The sequence below is a fragment of the Pseudomonas sp. NPDC089569 genome (assembly GCF_050280625.1).
GTDB lineage: Bacteria > Pseudomonadota > Gammaproteobacteria > Pseudomonadales > Pseudomonadaceae > Aquipseudomonas.
Genome location: NZ_JBNNVQ010000025.1, coordinates 19,954 through 38,786 on the forward strand (window position 1 = coordinate 19,954; position 18,833 = coordinate 38,786).

Sequence of the window (18,833 nt, forward strand, 5' to 3'; positions counted from 1 at the left end):
AGATGGTGAGCATGCCCGCTCGCCTTTCGGCCTGCGGGCCCCTCACTGCCCGCAGGTTTTCCCGTGACCAACCTCAACCAGACTGAAACGTCCAGACCCGCCATCCGCAGCGTGTTGATCGCCTTGATGCTGGCGATCTTTCTCGGCGCACTGGACCAGACCATCGTCGCCGTGTCGATGCCGGCCATTTCCGCACAGTTCAAGGACCTCAGCCTGCTGGCCTGGGTGATTTCCGGTTACATGGTGGCAATGACGGTGGCGGTGCCGATCTACGGCAAACTGGGCGACCTGTACGGGCGACGCAAGTTGATGCTGTTCGGTATGGCCCTGTTCACCCTGGCGTCGTTGTTTTGCGGCATGGCCCAGAGCATGGAACAACTGGTGCTGGCGCGGATTTTCCAGGGCATCGGCGCAGGCGGAATGATTTCGGTCAGCCAGGCGATCATCGGCGACATCGTGCCGCCACGCGAGCGGGGTCGCTATCAGGGCTACTTCAGCAGCATGTATGCGATGGCCAGCGTGGCCGGCCCGGTGCTCGGCGGGTACATGACCGAATACCTGTCCTGGCGCTGGGTGTTCCTGATCAATCTGCCGCTGGGACTTGGCGCATGGCTGGTGGCCAATCGCAATCTGCTGGGGCTGCCGATTCCGCAACGCAAGCCGGTCATCGATTACCTGGGCACCCTGTTGATGATCATCGGCCTGACGGCATTGCTGCTGGGTATCACTCAAGTCGGCCAGGGCTATTCGTGGCGTAGCGCCCAAGTGTCGGGATTGTTTGCCGGCGCGGTGGTGGTGCTGGCGCTGTTTGTCGCGCATGAGCGGCGGGCGCGGGAACCGTTGCTGCCCATGCACCTGTTCGCCAACCGCAACGCGATCCTGTGCTGGTGCACGATTTTCTTCACCAGTTTCCAGGCGATTTCCCTGATCGTCCTGATGCCGTTGCGCTTCCAGAGCGTGACCGGTGCCGGGGCCGACAGCGCCGCCCTGCACTTGCTGCCGCTGGCCATGGGCCTGCCCATCGGCGCGTATTTCGCCGGACGCCGTACGTCCGTGACCGGACGCTACAAACCCGTGATCCTCACCGGTGCCTTGCTGATGCCGGTTTCGATTGTCGGCATGGCAATGATTCCACCCCAGGCATTCTTGCTGAGCAGCCTGTTCATGTTGCTCAGCGGAATCGCTTCGGGCATGCAGTTCCCGACCTCGCTGGTGGGCACGCAGAATGCGGTGGCGCAACGCGACATCGGTGTCGCCACCAGCACCACCAACCTGTTCCGTTCCCTGGGTGGTGCAGTGGGTGTGGCGTTGATGTCCGCCTTGTTGCTGGCGCTGCTGCAGGATTCGAGTTTCTCCCATCTGGCCGGCTCGACATTGATTGCCGAGGGCCATTCGGGGAATGTTCTGCTCGACGGCCTGAACGCTGCGCCAGGGGATGCGCAGGATGCCTTGCGCGCGGAGCTGCTGCTGACCTTCCGGCATTTGCTGATGGTCAGCGCAGCGGTATCGCTGCTGGGGCTGGCGGCAGCGATCGCCATGCCGAACCAGTTGTTGCGCGGGCGTGAGGACAAGGTTCGGTAATCGCGGCCTTCGCTGTAGGAGCCAGGCTCGCCGGCGAAGAACGATGACGCGGTGTATCAGGGACACCACAGCGTCTCGTTCGCGGGCAAGCCTCGCTCCTACAGCGAAGGCGTTTACGGCCTACTGCCGGGCACGCAACTGTTGCTGCAGGTTCTGGATCTGCGCCTGAAGGGTATTGATGTTGCGGGTAATCTGGCCCCGGAAAGCGTCGAACTCCGCGGTATTGGTCGATCCCTGAGCCGCCGGGCGATTGTCCTGCACGCTCTTGAGCACCACCACGTCCTGCTCCAGACGCTCGATGGCAGCGTTCGGGTTGCCTTGCTTCTTCAGCGCAGTAATGTCGGCACCCAGGCTCTTCAACTGCGCATCGAACTTGTCGGTATCCGCCGGAGCGCTTTTCAGTGCGGCCAGTTCACTGCCCAGGGTTTTGACCTGCGCTTGCAATTGAGTGTTGGTGTTCTGGTACTCGGTGTTCTGGGCGGTGACTTGCGCCAGGCGCTTGTCCAGATCGCCGGCTTGCGCGGCCATTTGCGCCAGACGCTTGTCCAGGTCCGTGGCCTGACCCGCCACGCCTTGTTGCTCTTTGCTCTGGTCCTGCAGTTTGCTTTCCAACTGCCTGATTTGCAGTTTCAAGGCTTCGCTGTCAGTGGTGACATTGGTCTGACTGGCTACCACCTTGCCGGAAATATCCTGCAGACGTCCCGCCGCCTCCTCGCTGATCCGCGCGAAGCTTTCCTGGGTCGCCACCAATTGCTGTTCCATCAATGAAATCTGCTGAAAGCTCCACCAGGCCAGGCCCGCGAACGCAAAAAACAACGCGCCCACCAGCGCCCACAATGGCCCGACGCTCGCGCTCCTGACCTTCACCGCCGGTGCGGGCCGCGAGTGCACGGAGGTGCGTGCAGTGACCGGAAAGTCATCGTCATCGAGGTTATCGGCACGCAGGCTCGGTACATCATCGAAGTCGTCGTTGGCATCGTTACGCATGGACATTGAGTCAACCTATGTAAATCGGTGATGGCAGAATGCAACGAGTATACCCCGCTCTGCCGTACCGATTGACCCTCAACCCGCAAGTCGGTTCAGCACAGGGCCGTTCAGCGAATGTCCTGGGCTTTCCACCAGGCGCAAAATTCATCGAGGGCAGCCCACAGACTGACCTTCGGGTCGTAATCCAGATAATGCCGGGCGCGGCTGATGTCCAGGGTGAAGTTTTTGTTCATGACCTGCATGCCCAGCCGCGACAGGGTCGGCTCCGGGCGGCCTGGCCACAGCTTGCACACGCCTTCATTGAGCGCCGCCACGGTGTAGGCCAAACCGTAGGAACGGTAGCGCGTAACCTGTGGGACTTCCATTTTGCGCATGACGTAATTGACCACATCCCACAATGGAATCGGCGTTCCGTTGCTGATGTTGTATACCTTGCCCAAGGCAGAGCCGCTGGCCAGCAGACTGCTGAGCAGCGCTTCGTTGAGGTTTTGCACACTGGTGAAATCGACCTTGTTCAGGCCATTGCCGATGATTGCCAGACGCCCTTTGCGCTGCATTTTCAGCAGGCGCGGGAAGATGCTCATGTCGCCGGCCCCGGTGACGAAACGCGGACGCAGGGCCAGGGTTTCCAGGCCGAACTCCTGGGCACCGAAGACCTTCTGCTCGGCCAGGTATTTGGTGGCGGCGTAGGGATGTCTGAAGCGCTTGGGCACCTGCTCTTCGGTCAGGCCAAGATGATCGCGACCATCGAAGTAGATCGAAGGCGATGACAAATGCACCAGACGCCGCACACGCTGCTTGAGACAGGCTTCGACCACGTTCTCGGTGACCTGGACGTTACCCTGGAGAAAGTCCTGGTAGCGCCCCCACAAGCCGACGGCACCGGCGCAATGCACCACCGCCTCGACGTCGGAGCACAGCTCGCGTGTGAATTGCGCATCGCTCAAGTCGCCCTGGACGAACTCGGCGCCGCGTCGAACCAGATGCTCCACGCCTTCGGCCCGGCGACCGTTGACCCTCACGTCCAGGCCCTGCTCAAGGGCGAAACGCGCAAAGCGCCCGCCGATGAAGCCGCTTGCGCCGGTGACCAGAATCTTCATGTATTGCTCCGAATATTTCGTTTTGCGTAGTGCGTGAGGTCTTGACGTCATCCGTCAATGCAACGGCACCAGCCATTGCTTTGATGCATGCACCAATTGGTCGGTGAGCAGCCCCAGCAACTGACCGCCATTGCGCCAATGATGCCAGTACAACGGCACATCAATGGGCTTATCTGGCAAAAGTTCGAGCAAAGTCCCCCTTTGCAGTTGCTCGTGAACCTGCAATTCAGGCACCAGCCCCCAGCCGAGGCCAGCCTCGGCCAGACGTATGAAGCCTTCGGACGAAGGACATAAATGGTGTTCGAATCCACCCTCGACACCCAGAGACGCCAGGTAACGATGCTGCAGGAAATCATCCGGGCCAAACACCAGTGCCGGGGTCCGGACCAACTGATCGGCACGCACACCCTGGGGAAAATGCCGGGCGATAAAAGCCGGGCTGGCCAGGGCGCGGTAGCGCATCGCCCCCAGCAACACGCTGCGCGCACCGGCGACCGGCCGTTCGCTGGCACAAAGACAGGCCGCCACTTCCCCTGCGCGCATGCGTTTGAGGCCGACCGTCTGGTCTTCGACGATCAGGTCCATCAACACCTGCTGCTGCGCGCAAAAATCCCCGACGGCCTGCGCCCACCACGTCGCCAGGCTGTCGGCGTTGAGCGCGATCCGCAGGCGCTCCGGCAGGCCCTCTTCATCCAGCGCCGGTACCAGGGTTTGCAGATCACGCTCGAGCAAACGCACCTGTTGCACATGGTTGAGCAACCGCCGACCGATCTCGGTGGGCGCAGGTGGCGTTCCCCGCACCAGCACCGGTTGCCCCACCCGCGCTTCAAGCAGCTTGATCCGCTGGGAAATGGCCGATTGCGAGAGTCCCAGCACCTGCGCGGCCCGTTCGAAACCCGCCTGCTCGACCACCGCGGCCAAGGCAGAAAGCAATTTATAGTCGAACATCAGTTTTCCTAATGAGCGATCAGCACTATTTGTTTTTCTTATACAGCGTCCTGCCCGAGAATAGCCAGCAAGAACTCTTGAACAGGAAACACCGAAATGGCTGGCGAAACTTCATTGGCAACGCTGCTGCGCAGCATGAGTCCGCAACTCAACGCCGGCGAATATGTGTTCTGCACCTTGAGCGACGGCCACCTGCCTGCGGGCCTGGACATCGTCGGCAGCTTCCGCGAACAGGAAGGCCTGACCGTGATTGTGCAGCGCGCCCACGCCGAGCAGGCCGGCTTGAACTTCGATTACGTCGCCGCGTGGATCACCCTGAACGTGCACTCGGCGCTTGAAGCCGTGGGCCTTACCGCCGCCTTCGCCACCGCGCTGGGCAAGGCCGGGATCAGTTGCAACGTGATCGCCGGCTTCTACCACGATCATCTGTTTGTCGGCCTGGCCGACGCCGATCGCGCCATGCAGGTGCTGCGCGATCTGGCTGCGAACGCGGAGTAACCCTTATGTGGCAAAGCTATGTGAACGGCCTGCTGGTGGCCTTCGGGCTGATCATGGCGATCGGCACCCAAAACGCCTTTGTACTGGCGCAAAGCCTGCGCCGCGAGCATCACCTGCCGGTGGCGGCGCTGTGCGTGGCCTGCGACGCGATACTGGTCGCCGCCGGTGTATTCGGCCTTGCCACGATACTGGCGCAGAATCCGACCCTGCTGGCCATCGCCCGTTGGGGTGGTGCAACGTTCCTGATCTGGTATGGCAGCCAGGCACTGCGCCGGGCCTGTTCGAAACAGACACTGGATCAAGGGGAAAACCAGACCGTACGTTCACTGCGAGCCGTGATGCTCAGCGCATTGGCGGTGACCTTGCTCAACCCCCACGTCTATCTCGACACGGTGTTGCTGATCGGTTCCCTGGGCGCCCAGCAATCGGTGCCCGGTGCTTATGTCGTGGGTGCGGCGAGCGCCTCGTTGCTATGGTTTTTCACCCTGGCGCTGGGGGCGGCATGGCTGGCACCGTGGCTGGCACGACCCAGTACGTGGCGTATTCTCGACTTGTTAGTGGCGGTGATGATGTTCACCGTGGCCGGTCAGTTGATTTTGGCTTCATGATTTATTCCAAACGGCTCTGGAACCTCTATTCCACACAGTTGTTGCGTGGTTATGCCGCACCCCCGGTGCTATGATCCGAACCCTGCGCCGCAAAGAGTACAAAACTCCCCGGCGCTAGTCTGGCCGCCCGTGATCGGCCTTGCGCTCACCGCAACTGACCTGATTAGGAGATCCATCATGGCTTTCGAATTGCCGCCACTGCCTTACGCACACGATGCACTGCAGCCGCACATTTCCAAGGAAACCCTGGAATTCCACCACGACAAGCACCACAACACCTACGTCGTGAACCTGAACAACCTGGTGCCAGGCACCGAGTTCGAAGGCAAGACCCTGGAAGAAATCGTCAAGTCCTCCTCCGGTGGCATCTTCAACAACGCCGCTCAGGTCTGGAACCACACCTTCTACTGGAACTGCCTGGCCCCTAACGCCGGCGGCCAACCAACCGGCGCCCTGGCTGATGCCATCAACGCAGCCTTCGGTTCGTTCGACAAGTTCAAGGAAGAGTTCAGCAAGACTTCCATCGGCACCTTCGGTTCCGGCTGGGGCTGGCTGGTGAAAAAGGCTGACGGTTCCCTGGCCCTGGCCAGCACCATCGGCGCCGGCAACCCGCTGACCAACGGCGACACCCCGCTGCTGACCTGCGACGTCTGGGAACACGCTTACTACATCGACTACCGCAACCTGCGTCCGAAGTACGTCGAGGCGTTCTGGAACCTGGTCAACTGGAAGTTCGTGGCTGAGCAGTTCGAAGGCAAGACCTTCACCGCTTAAGCGTCACGCCAGTCAGAAAACCCGGCTTTATGCCGGGTTTTTTTATGGGTCAACGGTTCGGGGCCTCACGTCTGATTTCACGAATGAAACCTGCCTGTGCGCCTTGCCCGGACGCCGCAGACGACTAACATCAACCAGAAGGAATATTTCTCCTCGTCTCCCCTCAAGTTGAAGGACTCGACAACCGAAACAGTACTAATCGGGTAATGTCTCCAGACAACCGTATTTCGGCCAAGCTGCAGGCAAAATCCCCTGGGGATGATTGACCCTTTGACTGCCATCACGGGATTGCCAATACTCATGGCAACTTGATGCTACCCGCACGGAACAAGGAATAACCCTTTGAAGCTGGAACTCAAGAACAGCTTGTCGGTGAAGTTGCTCCGGGTCGTGCTCCTGTCGGCATTGATCGTCGGCGTCATCCTGAGCTGCGCGCAGATCGTCTTCGATGCCTACAAAACACGCCAGGCCGTCGCCGGCGATGCCGAGCGCATCCTCGACATGTTTCGCGACCCTTCGACCCAGGCCGTCTATAGCCTGGACAGGGAAATGGGCATGCAGGTGATCGAAGGGCTGTTTCAGGACGACGCCGTCCGCGAAGCCTCCATCGGACATCCCAATGAAGCCATGCTCGCGCAAAAGTCCCGTGAACTGCAGCACTCCAACAGCCGCTGGCTGACCGACCTGATTCTGGGCAAGGAACGCACCTTTACGACGCAACTGGTAGGTCGTGGTCCTTACAGCGAGTATTACGGTGACTTGAGCATCACGCTCGACACCGCCACCTACGGTCAGGGTTTTATCGTAAGCTCGGTGATTATCTTCATTTCCGGCGTGTTGCGTGCCCTGGCGATGGGACTGGTGCTGTACCTGGTCTACCACTGGCTGCTGACCAAACCCCTGTCGCGCATCATCGAACACCTGACTGAAATCAATCCCGATCGCCCCAGCGAGCACAAGATTCCGCTGCTCAAGGGGCACGAAAAAAACGAACTGGGCATCTGGATCAACACAGCGAACCAGTTGCTGGAGTCCATCGAACGCAACACCCATCTGCGCCACGAGGCGGAAAACAGCCTGCTGCGCATGGCCCAGTACGATTTCCTCACCGGTCTGCCGAACCGCCAGCAACTGCAAACACAACTGGACAAGATTCTCGTCGATGCCGGCAAACTGCAACGGCGAGTGGCGGTTCTGTGCGTCGGCCTCGATGACTTCAAGGGTGTCAACGAACAGTTCAGTTACCAGACCGGCGACCAGTTGCTGCTGGCCCTGGCCGACCGCCTGCGTGCCCACAGCGGCCGCCTGGGTGCCCTCGCCCGCCTGGGTGGCGACCAGTTCGCCCTGGTGCAGGCCGATATCGAACAACCCTACGAAGCCGCCGAACTGGCGCAAAGCATCCTCGACGACCTGGAAGCGGCGTTTGCCCTCGATCACCAGGAAATCCGCCTGCGAGCCACCATCGGCATCACCCTGTTCCCCGAGGACGGCGACAGCACCGAGAAACTGCTGCAAAAAGCCGAGCAGACCATGACCCTGGCCAAGACCCGCTCGCGCAATCGTTACCAGTTTTACATCGCCAGCGTCGACACCGAGATGCGCAGGCGTCGCGAGCTTGAAAAAGACTTGCGCGAAGCGTTGGCCCGCGGGCAGTTCCATCTGGTCTATCAACCGCAGATCAGTTACCGCGACAAGCGCGTGGTGGGTGTGGAGGCGCTGATCCGCTGGCAGCACCCTGAACACGGGCTGGTTCCACCCGACCTGTTCATCCCGCTGGCCGAGCAGAACGGAACCATCATTGCCATCGGCGAGTGGGTGCTGGATCAGGCTTGCAGGCAATTGCGCGACTGGCACGACCAGGGATTCATCGAGCTTCGCATGGCGGTGAATCTGTCTACCGTGCAATTGCACCACGCCGAACTGCCAAGGGTGGTCAACAACCTGCTGCAGATGTATCGCCTGCCACCACGCAGCCTGGAACTGGAAGTCACCGAGACCGGCCTGATGGAAGACATCAGTACCGCGGCCCAGCACTTGCTCAGCTTGCGCCGCTCCGGTGCGCTGATCGCGATCGACGACTTCGGCACGGGCTATTCGTCGTTGAGCTACCTGAAAAGCCTGCCGCTGGACAAAATCAAGATCGACAAAAGCTTCGTTCAGGACCTGCTCGATGACGACGACGATGCGACCATCGTTCGCGCCATCATCCAGTTGGGCAAGAGCCTGGGCATGCAGGTGATTGCCGAAGGCGTGGAAACCGCCGAACAGGAGGCGTACATCATCTCCGAGGGCTGCCATGAAGGTCAGGGCTACCACTACAGCAAACCACTGCCTTCGCGGGAATTGAGCCTTTATCTCAAGCAGGCACAGCGTGCCCACACCGCTATTTGGTAAACCCGATGCACCTGTAGGAGCGAAGCTTGCTCGCGATGGTCGTCAATGATGACGCTGGAAACCTGATGCCCCGCGGCGTACTTGCATTCATCGCGAGCTTGCTCGCTCCTACAGGTATTTCTGAATAAGAAATATTTCCAGCTACAGCCTTTACACATAATGCGAAAGATTTGCATTATGTCGCAGTTTTGCGCGCCGCTCGCGCCACACCCCCTCTATCGAAGCAGGATGTTCGCCATGATTCGTATGCCCCTGGCTACTGCCAGTCTGTTGGCCATCGCAATTTCCCTCGCCGGTTGCGGCGAAGGAAAGGACAAAGAAAAAGCTGCCGCACCTGCGCCAGCGGCCAGCACCGCAGCTGCCCCGGCTGCTCCAGCCGCTGCGCCTGCCAGCGCCGGTAAAGTCGATGAAGCGGCGGCCAAAGCCGTTGTCGCCCACTACGCCGACATGGTTTTCGCTGTGTACAGCGATGCCGAATCCACCGCGAAGACCCTGCAAACCGCCGTCGATGCTTTCCTCGCCAAGCCGAACGCCGACACGCTGAAAGCCGCCCGTGCTGCCTGGGTCGCTGCTCGCGTTCCGTACCTGCAAAGTGAAGTATTCCGCTTCGGCAACACCATCATCGACGACTGGGAAGGTCAGGTGAACTCCTGGCCACTGGACGAAGGCCTGATCGATTACGTCGACAAGTCCTACGAACACGCACTGGGTAACCCGGGCGCCACCGCCAACATCATCGCCAATACCGAAATCCAGATCGGCGAAGACAAGGTCGATGTGAAAGACATCACCCCGGAAAAACTCGCCAGCCTGAACGAGCTGGGCGGTTCCGAGGCCAACGTTGCCACCGGCTACCACGCCATCGAATTCCTGCTCTGGGGCCAGGACCTGAACGGCACCGGCCCTGGCGCCGGCAACCGTCCGGCTTCGGACTACCTGGAAGGTGCCGGCGCCACTGGCGGTCACAACGATCGCCGTCGCGCTTACCTCAAGGCCGTGACCCAATTGCTGGTCAGCGACCTGGAAGAAATGGTCGGCAACTGGAAGCCGAACGTTGCCGACAACTACCGCGCCACACTGGAAGCGGAACCTGCTGAAAGCGGCCTGCGCAAGATGATGTTCGGCATGGGCAGCCTGTCGCTGGGCGAACTGGCGGGCGAGCGCATGAAGGTCTCCCTGGAAGCCAACTCCCCTGAAGACGAACAGGATTGCTTCAGCGACAACACCCACAACTCGCACTTCTACGATGCCAAGGGCATTCGTAACGTGTACCTGGGCGAGTACACCCGTGTCGATGGCACCAAAATGACCGGCGCCAGCCTGTCGTCCCTGGTGGCCAAGGCCGATCCGGCTGCCGATACCGCGTTGAAAGCCGACCTGGCTGCCACCGAAGCCAAGCTTCAGATCATGGTCGACCACGCCAACAAGGGTGAGCACTACGACCAGTTGATCGCTGCCGGCAACACGGCAGGCAATCAGATCGTCCGTGATGCCATCGCTTCGCTGGTCAAGCAGACCGGTTCGATCGAAGCCGCTGCTGGCAAACTGGGCATCAACGACCTGAACCCGGATAACGCCGATCACGAGTTCTGATTGACGCTGGTTGAGTGAACGCAAAAAGGCGACCTTCGGGTCGCCTTTTTCATTCCTGCCTTTTTCGGTGATGCTCATGGCCCCATCGCTGGCAAGCCAGCTCCCACAGGTCAGGTGGCGTTCGCAAAAATTAAGTACACCACCGCCCATTGTGGGAGCTGGCTTGCCAGCGATGGCAGCGCTGCGGTCTCAAGTGAAATACCTGCACCAAATCAAGCAAACGCTAATTCCTCTTATTCAAATTCCCATCCCCTGTTAGACTTTGCGCCCTTGTTTTGCTCGTCTTGCAGGATGTCCGATGCCTCCGCTGCTTCTTCGCTTGTCCGCACTGTTTCTGGCTGTGAGCCTGAGTGCCTGCGATGACGCCCCGCGTTTTACCAAGGCAGAACCCGGTGAAGCCCGTTCCGGTGGCGGTACGACCGTGCGCAAGACCGATCAGAACGCCTTTTCGCTGCCTTCGGCCAACCTGCCGCCCTCGCGGCGCGTGGACTTCAGCGTCGGCAACAGTTTCTTCCGCAGCCCCTGGGTGATTGCTCCTTCGACGACCACTGCACGTGATGGTCTCGGGCCGCTGTTCAACACCAACGCCTGTCAGGGCTGCCACATCAAGGACGGTCGCGGACACCCGCCGGCGCCCGATGCGGCAAATGCCGTATCGATGCTGGTACGGCTGTCGATCCCCAACGATCCAGCCTTCGCACACATCATCGAGCGGCAAGGCGTCGTGCCGGAACCGGTGTATGGCGGACAGTTCCAGGACATGGCCGTGCCCGGCGTTGCTCCTGAAGGCAAGGTACGGATCGATTACACGCCGGTGCCCATCCGCTTCAAGGACGGCACCGAAGTCGAATTGCGCAAACCGTCCTTGAACATCAGCCAGCTGGGTTACGGGCCGATGCATCCCGACACCCGATTCTCGGCACGCGTCGCGCCGCCCATGATTGGTCTGGGCTTGCTGGAGGCCATCGCTGAAACCGACATTCTGGCCAATGCCCAGGCGCAAGCGAAAGAAAACAACGGCATCGCCGGACGCCCGAACCGGGTCTGGGATGACGCCCTGCAGCAAACCGTGATTGGGCGATTTGGCTGGAAGGCCGGTCAACCGAGCCTCAATCAGCAGAATGTTCACGCGTTTTCCGGTGATATGGGCCTTACGACCAGCCTCAGGCCGTTCGATGATTGCACCGACACGCAAATCGCCTGCAAACAGGCACCGAGCGGGACCGGCCCCGAGGGTGAACCGGAAGTCAGCGACAACATCCTGCGCCTGGTGCTGTTCTACACCCGCAACCTTGCCGTACCGGCGCGGCGCGATGTCGGCACGCCCCAGGTACTGGCCGGCAAGAACCTGTTCTACCAGGCCGGGTGCCAGACTTGTCACACACCGAAATACACCACCGCCGCCAACGCCGCCGAGCCTGAACTGGCCAGTCAAGTGATTCGCCCCTACAGCGATCTGCTGCTGCATGACATGGGCGATGGTCTGGCCGACAACCGCAGCGAATTCCAGGCCGGCGGCCGCGACTGGCGTACGCCGCCATTGTGGGGCATCGGTTTGACCGAAACAGTCAGTGGCCACACCCAGTTCCTGCATGACGGTCGCGCCCGCAACCTGCTCGAAGCCGTGCTCTGGCATGGCGGCGAAGCAAAAGCGGCGCAACAACAGGTTTTGACTTTCGATGCCGGGCAGCGCGCTGCGTTGCTGGCGTTTTTGAATTCCCTTTAATAGCCCTTCCACAAGCGGGAGCTTTACATGTTTCGTCACAAATTGTTGTTCACCAGCCTGGCCGCGCTGGCCTTGGGCGCCTGTTCGCCACAGGATCCACAGGCCGTCACTTCGGCGGCCATCGCCAAGTCGGTGATCCTGCCGAGCTATACCCGCTGGGTCGAAGCCGACCGCCAGTTGGCCGTCAGCGCCCTCGCCTACTGCGAAGGCAAGGAAAGCCTGGAAACCGCCCGTGCCGATTTCCTGCACGCGCAAAAAGCCTGGGCCGAGCTGCAACCCCTGCTGATCGGGCCGCTGGCCGAAGGCAACCGTTCCTGGCAGGTGCAATTCTGGCCGGACAAGAAAAACCTGGTCGGTCGCCAGGTCGAGCAACTGGTCAGCAGCCAGCCGCAGATCGATGCCGCGGCGCTGGCCAAGTCCAGCGTCGTCGTGCAGGGCCTTTCGGCCTACGAATACATTCTGTTCGACAGCAAGCCTGACGTGGCCAACGCTGAGCAGAAAGCCAAATACTGCCCGCTGCTGGTCGCCATCGGCGAACGCCAGAAGCAGTTGGCCGAAGACATTCTGAAGACCTGGAACAACACCGACGGCATGCTCGCGCAGATGAGCAAGTTCCCGAACCAGCGCTACGCCGACTCCCATGAGGCCATCGCCGACCTGCTGCGCGTGCAGGTCACCGCCATCGATACCCTGAAGAAAAAACTCGGCACGCCGATGGGTCGCCAGACCAAAGGTGTTCCGCAGCCATTCCAGGCCGATGCATGGCGTAGCCAGTCGTCCCTGGCCGGCATGGAAACCAGCCTCGCCGCCGCCAGAACAGTCTGGGAAGGTGTCGACAACAAAGGCTTGCGCAGCCTGTTGCCAAGCGACCAGAAACCGTTGGCCGACAAGATCGACGCCGCCTATGCCGCCTCGTTGAAACTGTTCGCCAGCAACCAGCGTTCGTTGACCGAGATGCTCAATGACGACGCCGGTCGCCAGCAGCTCAACGATCTCTATGACAGCCTCAACGTTGTCCATCGCCTGCAAGAAAGCGATCTGGCCAAGGCGCTGGGCATCCAACTGGGCTTCAACGCCAACGACGGTGACTGATGAGGGCGAGTGCCATGCTGCGACGCCAGGCTCTGACTTTGGGTAGCTTGCTGCTGTGTGCGGTGACACTGGGCGGCTGGAAGCTGTTCAAGCAGAAAGACAAAAGCCCGCTGCTGCTTTCGGCGCGGGACGATACCGACGGCAAGCACTACGCCGTCGGTTATCGGCTCGATGGCACCCGGGCGTTTGCCACTCAGGTCAGCCAGCGTTGCCACGACATCATCAACCACCCGACATTGCCGATCGCGCTGTTCGTTGCCCGGCGTCCGGGCACCGAGAGTTACCTGATCGACCTGCGCGACGGCACGTTGCTGCAAACCGTGACGTCGCGGCCCAACCGGCATTTCTACGGTCACGCGGTGATTCACAAGAGTGGCGACTGGCTGTACGCCACTGAAAACGACACCAGCGATCCGGGTCGAGGCCTGCTCGGGGTCTACCGCTTCGAAGGCGAACGGCTGGTGCACAGTGGCGAGATTTCCACCCATGGCATTGGTCCGCACCAGGTGTCGTGGATGCCCGATGGCGAAACCCTGGTGGTGGCCAACGGCGGCATTCGTACGGAAGCCGAAAGCCGGGTCGAGATGAACCTCGATGCCATGGAGCCGAGCCTGGTCCTGATGCAACGCGACGGCACCCTGCTGAGCAAGGAAACCCTCGCCCAGCAGATGAACAGCGTGCGCCACCTCGGGATTGCCAGTGACGGCACCATCGTCGCCGGCCAGCAATTCATGGGCGCATCCCATGAGCAATCGGAGCTGCTGGCGATCAAGCGTCCCGGCCAACCCTTCGTGGCATTCCCCGTGCCCGAGCATCAGCTGCAAGCCATGGGTCACTACACCGCGAGTGTCGCCGTCCACAGTGACTTGCGCCTGGTGGCGTTGACCGCCCCACGGGGCAACCGTTTCTTCATCTGGGACCTGGACAGCGGCGAAGTGCGCCTGGACGCCCCTCTGCCCGATTGCGCCGGCGTGGGTGCAGTGGCCGACGGGTTTGTCGTGACCTCGGGCCAGGGACGCTGCCGTTACTACGATTGTCGTCAGACAGATTTGGTTGCAAAACCGTTGGACCTTCCGGCAGGTCTCTGGGACAACCACCTGCATCTGATCTGACGCGACGGACCCGTGTAGGAGCGAGCATGCTCGCGAAGAATGTCGGGGCGCCGCGGGCGTCCTGACAGCCAGCGCTGCCCCTGACATCTTTCGCGAGCGTGCTCGCTCCTACAGGGTTTGGCGTCAACCTGAGAAAAGTGTCAGTTGGAATCCCCTTCTCACTCGCGGTAATGTGCCCCACTGTCTCACCTGATTTTCTCCAAGGAACTGGAAATATGCTGCGTCGCCGCATGCTGATCATGTTGGGTGTTGTGCTGCTGATCGTGCTGGTGCTGGCCGGGTACAAAGCCTTCTCCATCTATACGATGATCCAGGGCTTTGCCGCACCTAAACCACCGATCAGTGTCGCCGTGGCCACGGCCACCGAACAGCCCTGGCAAGCCCGCCTGCCTACTGTCGGCACGCTCAAGGCACTGCAGGGTGTGGACCTGAGCCTGGAAACCGACGGCACTGTGGTCGACGTGCAATTCGAATCGGGTCAGAAGGTCAAGGCGGGCCAGCCGATCATCCGGCTCGACAGCGCCGTGGAAAGTGCCTTGCTCGAAACCGCCCTGGCCGATCTCGGGCTGGCACAGGTCGACTACACCCGCGGTAGCCAGTTGGTGGGCAGCCAGGCCATTTCCAAGGGCGAGTTCGACCGGCTCTCGGCGGTACTGAAGAAAAGCAAGGCCACCGTCAATCAGCTCAAGGCCGCGCTCGGCAAAAAAAGCATCCTTGCCCCCTTCAGCGGGACCATTGGCATCCGTCAGGTGGACGTCGGCGATTACGTCGCCACCGGCACCATGATTGCCACCCTGCAAGACCTCAGCAGCCTCTATGTGGACTTTTTCGTCCCCGAGCAATCGGTGCCGAAGATCGCCGTCGGACAATCGGTGCAAATCATTGTCGCGGCTTTTCCGACGCAGACGTTTCCCGGCACCATCAGTGCAATCAACCCGAAGGTCGAAAACAGCACACGCAACGTGCAGGTCCGCGCGACCCTGGCCAACCCCGACGGCAAGCTGTTGCCGGGGATGTTCGCCAGCCTGCAGGTCATCCTTCCCGACTCGCAGCCGCGCATCGTCGTACCGGAGAGCGCCATCACCTACACGCTGTATGGCAATTCGGTGTATGTCGCGGTGCAAAAAAAAGCTGAAGACGGCAGCCTGGTCAAAGACGACAAGGGCCAGCCTGTCCTGATTGCCGAACGGCGTTTCGTCGAAACCGGTGAACGCCGCGATGCGATGGTGATGATCACCAAAGGCGTGCAGAACGGCGAAACCGTGGTCACCGCCGGCCAGATCAAACTGGACAACGGCGCGCACATCGCCATCTCCGACGACAAGACCCTGGCCGAAAAGAACAGTCAGCCGCGCGCCGATTGATCAAGGAATCTCCAATGGCTTTTACCGATCCGTTCATCCGTCGCCCGGTGCTGGCCACCGTGGTCAGCCTGCTGATCGTACTGCTGGGTTTCCAGGCCTGGAGCAAGTTGCCGCTGCGCCAGTATCCGCAGATGGAAAACGCCCTGATCACCGTGACCACCGCCTACCCGGGTGCCAACGCCGAAACGATCCAGGGCTACATCACCCAGCCGATGCAACAAAGCCTGGCCAGCGCCGAGGGCATCGACTACATGACGTCGGTCAGTCGCCAGAACTTCTCGGTGATCTCCATCTATGCGCGCATCGGCTCCAACAGCGACCGCCTGTTCACCGAATTGCTGGCCAAGGCCAATGAGGTCAAGAACCAGTTGCCCCAGGACGCCGAAGACCCGGTCCTGAGCAAGGAAGCAGCCGATGCCTCGGCCCTGATGTACATCAGCTTTTTCAGCAAGCAATTGAGCAACCCGCAGATCACCGATTACCTGTCGCGGGTGATCCAGCCGAAACTGGCGACCCTGCCGGGGATGGCTGAAGCCGAAATTCTCGGTAACCAGGTATTCGCGATGCGCCTTTGGCTGGACCCGGTGAAGCTTGCCGGATTTGGCCTGACCGCCAGCGATGTGACCAACGCCGTGCGCCAGTACAACTTTCTCTCCGCCGCAGGCGAGGTCAAGGGTGAATATGTCGTCACCAGCATCAACGCCAGCACCGAACTCAAATCCGCCGAAGCCTTTGCGGCCATCCCCCTCAAGGTCGAGGGTGACAGCCGTGTGCTGTTGCGTGACGTTGCGCGGGTCGAGATGGGCGCGGAAAACTACAACACCATCAGCTCCTTCGGCGGCACGCCCTCCGTGTATATCGGCATCAAGGCCACGCCAGGCGCCAACCCGCTGGATGTGATCAAGGAAGTGCGCAAGATCATGCCCGACCTTGAAGCGCAGTTGCCGCCGAACCTCAAGGCTGAAATTGCCTACGACGCCACACTGTTCATCCAGGCCTCGATCGACGAAGTGGTGAAAACCCTGTTCGAAGCGGTGCTTATCGTCATCGTGGTCGTATTCCTGTTCCTCGGGGCGCTGCGCTCGGTGGTCATTCCGGTGGTCACCATTCCCCTGTCGATGATCGGCGTGATGTTCTTCATGCAGATGATGGGGTACTCGATCAACCTGCTGACCCTGCTGGCGATGGTGTTGGCCATCGGTCTGGTGGTGGACGACGCCATCGTGGTGGTGGAGAACATCCACCGACACATCGAGGAAGGCAAGACACCCCTGGAGGCAGCCCTCGAGGGTGCGCGGGAAATCGCCATGCCGGTGGTTTCCATGACCATTACCCTGGCGGCGGTGTATGCGCCGATCGGCTTCCTGACCGGCCTTACCGGGGCGTTGTTCAAGGAGTTCGCCCTGACCCTGGCCGGGGCCGTGGTGATTTCCGGCATCGTTGCCCTGACCCTGTCGCCGATGATGTGCGCCTTCCTGCTGCGTCACGATGAAAACCCTACCGGCCTGGCCCACCGACTCGACCTGATATTCGAAAGTCTCAAGCACCGCTACCAACGGCTGCTGCACGGTACGCTGAACACCCGCCCGGTGGTGCTGGTGTTTGCCGTCATCGTGCTGTGCCTGATTCCGGTGCTGCTCAAGTTCACCAAGTCCGAACTGGCGCCGGATGAGGACCAGGGCATCATCTTCATGATGGCCAGCGCTCCGCAACCGACCAACCTCGACTATCTGAACACCTACACCGACGAATTCATCCACATCTTCAAGGCGTTTCCAGAGTATTACTCATCGTTCCAGATCAACGGCTTCAACGGTGTGCAATCGGGTATCGGCGGTTTTCTGCTCAAGCCGTGGAACCAGCGTCACAGGACCCAGATGCAGATTTTGCCGGATGTCCAGGCCAAGCTGGAGAGCATCCCGGGACTGCAGATTTTCGGCTTCAACCTGCCTTCGTTGCCGGGCACCGGCGAGGGTCTGCCGTTTCAGTTCGTCATCAACACCGCCAACGACTACGAGTTGCTGCTGCAAGTGGTCGACCGGGTAAAAAAACGCGCGATGGAGTCTGGCAAGTTCGCGTTTGTCGACGTCGACCTGGCCTTCGACAAACCGGAAGTGGTGGTGGATATCGACCGCGCCAAGGCTGCGCAGATGGGCGTGTCCATGCAGGACCTGGGCGGAACGCTGGCGACCCTGCTGGGCGAGGCGGAAATCAACCGTTTCACCATCGAAGGTCGCAGTTACAAAGTCATTGCCCAGGTCGAGCGCCCTTTCCGGGATAACCCCGACTGGCTTAACAACTACTACGTCAGGAACAGCAAGGGTGAACTGCTGGCCCTGTCGACGCTGATCCACGTGACCGATCGGGCGCGCCCAAGGCAACTGAACCAGTTCCAGCAGCTGAACTCGGCGATTCTTTCCGGCGTACCGCTGGTCAGCATGGGGGAAGCCATCGACACCGTACGCCAGATCGCCCGGGAAGAGGCGCCGACAGGATTTGCCTTCGACTACGCAGGCGCATCGCGCCAATACGTGCAGGAAGGCAGCGCGCTGTGGGTCACCTTCGCCCTGGCCCTGGCCATCATTTTCCTGGTGCTGGCCGCCCAGTTCGAAAGTTTCCGCGATCCGATGGTGATCCTGGTCACTGTGCCGCTGTCGATCTGCGGCGCCTTGCTTCCGCTGTTTCTGGGCTGGTCGAGCATGAATATCTACACCCAGGTCGGGCTGGTGACGCTGATCGGCTTGATCAGCAAGCACGGGATTCTGATCGTCGAGTTCGCCAACCAGTTGCGCAAGGACAAGGGCCTGACGCCGCGCGAGGCCGTGGAGGAAGCGGCGGCCATTCGCTTGCGCCCGGTGTTGATGACAACCGCCGCAATGGTCTTCGGCATGGTGCCGTTGATCATCGCCACGGGCGCGGGTGCTGTCAGCCGGTTCGACATCGGGACGGTGATCGCCACGGGGATGTCGATCGGCACGCTGTTCACGTTGTTTGTATTGCCGTGCGTGTATACGTTGCTGGCAAAACCCGACAAGGCCCGACACTGACGAGCC

14 protein-coding genes are annotated in these 18,833 nt (G+C 60.7%); 11 read left to right on the forward strand and 3 right to left on the reverse strand.

All coding sequences use genetic code 11. The features are described 5' to 3' along the window. Positions 1 to 63 precede the first annotated feature (63 nt). The gene (locus ACQKP2_RS13125; protein WP_427576980.1) at positions 64 to 1,581 is read left to right on the forward strand and encodes an MDR family MFS transporter; all 1,518 of its coding nucleotides are present in this window, start codon (positions 64 to 66) and stop codon (positions 1,579 to 1,581) included. 120 nt (positions 1,582 to 1,701) lie between these two features. On the opposite strand, the gene ACQKP2_RS13130 is transcribed toward ACQKP2_RS13125, so the two are convergent. The 3 genes from ACQKP2_RS13130 to ACQKP2_RS13140 form a co-directional block, all read right to left on the reverse strand. Continuing rightward, complete coding sequence (locus ACQKP2_RS13130; protein ID WP_427576982.1) at positions 1,702 to 2,574, reverse strand: ATPase; 873 nt, start codon at positions 2,572 to 2,574, stop codon at positions 1,702 to 1,704. Between the two features lie 104 nt (positions 2,575 to 2,678). Then, positions 2,679 to 3,671, reverse strand: a complete 993-nt coding sequence (locus ACQKP2_RS13135) for an NAD-dependent epimerase/dehydratase family protein (protein WP_427576983.1) — start codon at positions 3,669 to 3,671, stop codon at positions 2,679 to 2,681. Positions 3,672 to 3,725: 54 nt separating this feature from the next. After that, positions 3,726 to 4,619 (reverse strand): LysR family transcriptional regulator ArgP, encoded by an 894-nt coding sequence (locus tag ACQKP2_RS13140; protein WP_427576985.1) that lies wholly within the window; start codon positions 4,617 to 4,619, stop codon positions 3,726 to 3,728. A gap of 96 nt (positions 4,620 to 4,715) precedes the next feature. Between ACQKP2_RS13140 and ACQKP2_RS13145 the strand changes: the two genes are divergently transcribed. The 10 genes from ACQKP2_RS13145 (at position 4,716) to ACQKP2_RS13190 (ending at position 18,827) form a co-directional block, all read left to right on the forward strand. Then, on the forward strand, positions 4,716 to 5,117 hold the full coding sequence (locus tag ACQKP2_RS13145) for an ACT domain-containing protein (RefSeq protein WP_427576987.1): 402 nt from the start codon (positions 4,716 to 4,718) through the stop codon (positions 5,115 to 5,117). A 5-nt stretch (positions 5,118 to 5,122) separates the two neighbouring features. Further along, positions 5,123 to 5,725, forward strand: a complete 603-nt coding sequence (locus ACQKP2_RS13150) for a LysE/ArgO family amino acid transporter (RefSeq protein ID WP_427576988.1) — start codon at positions 5,123 to 5,125, stop codon at positions 5,723 to 5,725. A gap of 177 nt (positions 5,726 to 5,902) precedes the next feature. Then, the gene (locus tag ACQKP2_RS13155; RefSeq protein WP_034149048.1) at positions 5,903 to 6,499 is read left to right on the forward strand and encodes a superoxide dismutase; all 597 of its coding nucleotides are present in this window, start codon (positions 5,903 to 5,905) and stop codon (positions 6,497 to 6,499) included. Positions 6,500 to 6,841: 342 nt separating this feature from the next. After that, positions 6,842 to 8,893, forward strand: a complete 2,052-nt coding sequence (locus ACQKP2_RS13160) for a putative bifunctional diguanylate cyclase/phosphodiesterase (RefSeq protein WP_427576990.1) — start codon at positions 6,842 to 6,844, stop codon at positions 8,891 to 8,893. A 237-nt stretch (positions 8,894 to 9,130) separates the two neighbouring features. Beyond that, entirely contained in the window at positions 9,131 to 10,486 is a 1,356-nt protein-coding gene (locus ACQKP2_RS13165) for an imelysin family protein (RefSeq protein WP_427576992.1), read from the forward strand. Between the two features lie 298 nt (positions 10,487 to 10,784). Next, positions 10,785 to 12,212: a di-heme oxidoredictase family protein gene (locus tag ACQKP2_RS13170; protein WP_427576993.1), complete on the forward strand. Its 1,428-nt coding sequence runs from the start codon at positions 10,785 to 10,787 to the stop codon at positions 12,210 to 12,212. A 27-nt stretch (positions 12,213 to 12,239) separates the two neighbouring features. Next, positions 12,240 to 13,304 (forward strand): imelysin family protein, encoded by a 1,065-nt coding sequence (locus ACQKP2_RS13175; protein WP_427576994.1) that lies wholly within the window; start codon positions 12,240 to 12,242, stop codon positions 13,302 to 13,304. 14 nt (positions 13,305 to 13,318) lie between these two features. Continuing rightward, entirely contained in the window at positions 13,319 to 14,416 is a 1,098-nt protein-coding gene (locus ACQKP2_RS13180) for a DUF1513 domain-containing protein (RefSeq protein ID WP_427576995.1), read from the forward strand. A 215-nt stretch (positions 14,417 to 14,631) separates the two neighbouring features. Beyond that, positions 14,632 to 15,780 carry an efflux RND transporter periplasmic adaptor subunit gene (locus ACQKP2_RS13185; protein WP_427576997.1) on the forward strand — a complete coding sequence of 383 codons (1,149 nt, stop codon included), beginning with the start codon at positions 14,632 to 14,634 and terminating at the stop codon, positions 15,778 to 15,780. Between the two features lie 14 nt (positions 15,781 to 15,794). Then, positions 15,795 to 18,827 (forward strand): multidrug efflux RND transporter permease subunit, encoded by a 3,033-nt coding sequence (locus ACQKP2_RS13190; RefSeq protein ID WP_427576999.1) that lies wholly within the window; start codon positions 15,795 to 15,797, stop codon positions 18,825 to 18,827. Positions 18,828 to 18,833: the final 6 nt, after the last annotated feature.

Excerpts from the sequence above, each read along its gene's own strand:
- ACQKP2_RS13165 (WP_427576992.1), top strand. The coding sequence starts at position 9,131 with ATGATTCGTATGCCCCTGGCTACTGCCAGTCTGTTGGCCATCGCAATT.
- ACQKP2_RS13130 (WP_427576982.1), bottom strand. The coding sequence starts at position 2,574 with ATGTCCATGCGTAACGATGCCAACGACGACTTCGATGATGTACCGAGC.
- ACQKP2_RS13170 (WP_427576993.1), top strand. The coding sequence starts at position 10,785 with ATGCCTCCGCTGCTTCTTCGCTTGTCCGCACTGTTTCTGGCTGTGAGC.
- ACQKP2_RS13190 (WP_427576999.1), top strand. The coding sequence starts at position 15,795 with ATGGCTTTTACCGATCCGTTCATCCGTCGCCCGGTGCTGGCCACCGTG.
- ACQKP2_RS13155 (WP_034149048.1), top strand. The coding sequence starts at position 5,903 with ATGGCTTTCGAATTGCCGCCACTGCCTTACGCACACGATGCACTGCAG.
- ACQKP2_RS13185 (WP_427576997.1), top strand. The coding sequence starts at position 14,632 with ATGCTGCGTCGCCGCATGCTGATCATGTTGGGTGTTGTGCTGCTGATC.
- ACQKP2_RS13135 (WP_427576983.1), bottom strand. The coding sequence starts at position 3,671 with ATGAAGATTCTGGTCACCGGCGCAAGCGGCTTCATCGGCGGGCGCTTT.
- ACQKP2_RS13140 (WP_427576985.1), bottom strand. The coding sequence starts at position 4,619 with ATGTTCGACTATAAATTGCTTTCTGCCTTGGCCGCGGTGGTCGAGCAG.
- ACQKP2_RS13180 (WP_427576995.1), top strand. The coding sequence starts at position 13,319 with ATGCTGCGACGCCAGGCTCTGACTTTGGGTAGCTTGCTGCTGTGTGCG.
- ACQKP2_RS13175 (WP_427576994.1), top strand. The coding sequence starts at position 12,240 with ATGTTTCGTCACAAATTGTTGTTCACCAGCCTGGCCGCGCTGGCCTTG.
- ACQKP2_RS13145 (WP_427576987.1), top strand. The coding sequence starts at position 4,716 with ATGGCTGGCGAAACTTCATTGGCAACGCTGCTGCGCAGCATGAGTCCG.
- ACQKP2_RS13150 (WP_427576988.1), top strand. The coding sequence starts at position 5,123 with ATGTGGCAAAGCTATGTGAACGGCCTGCTGGTGGCCTTCGGGCTGATC.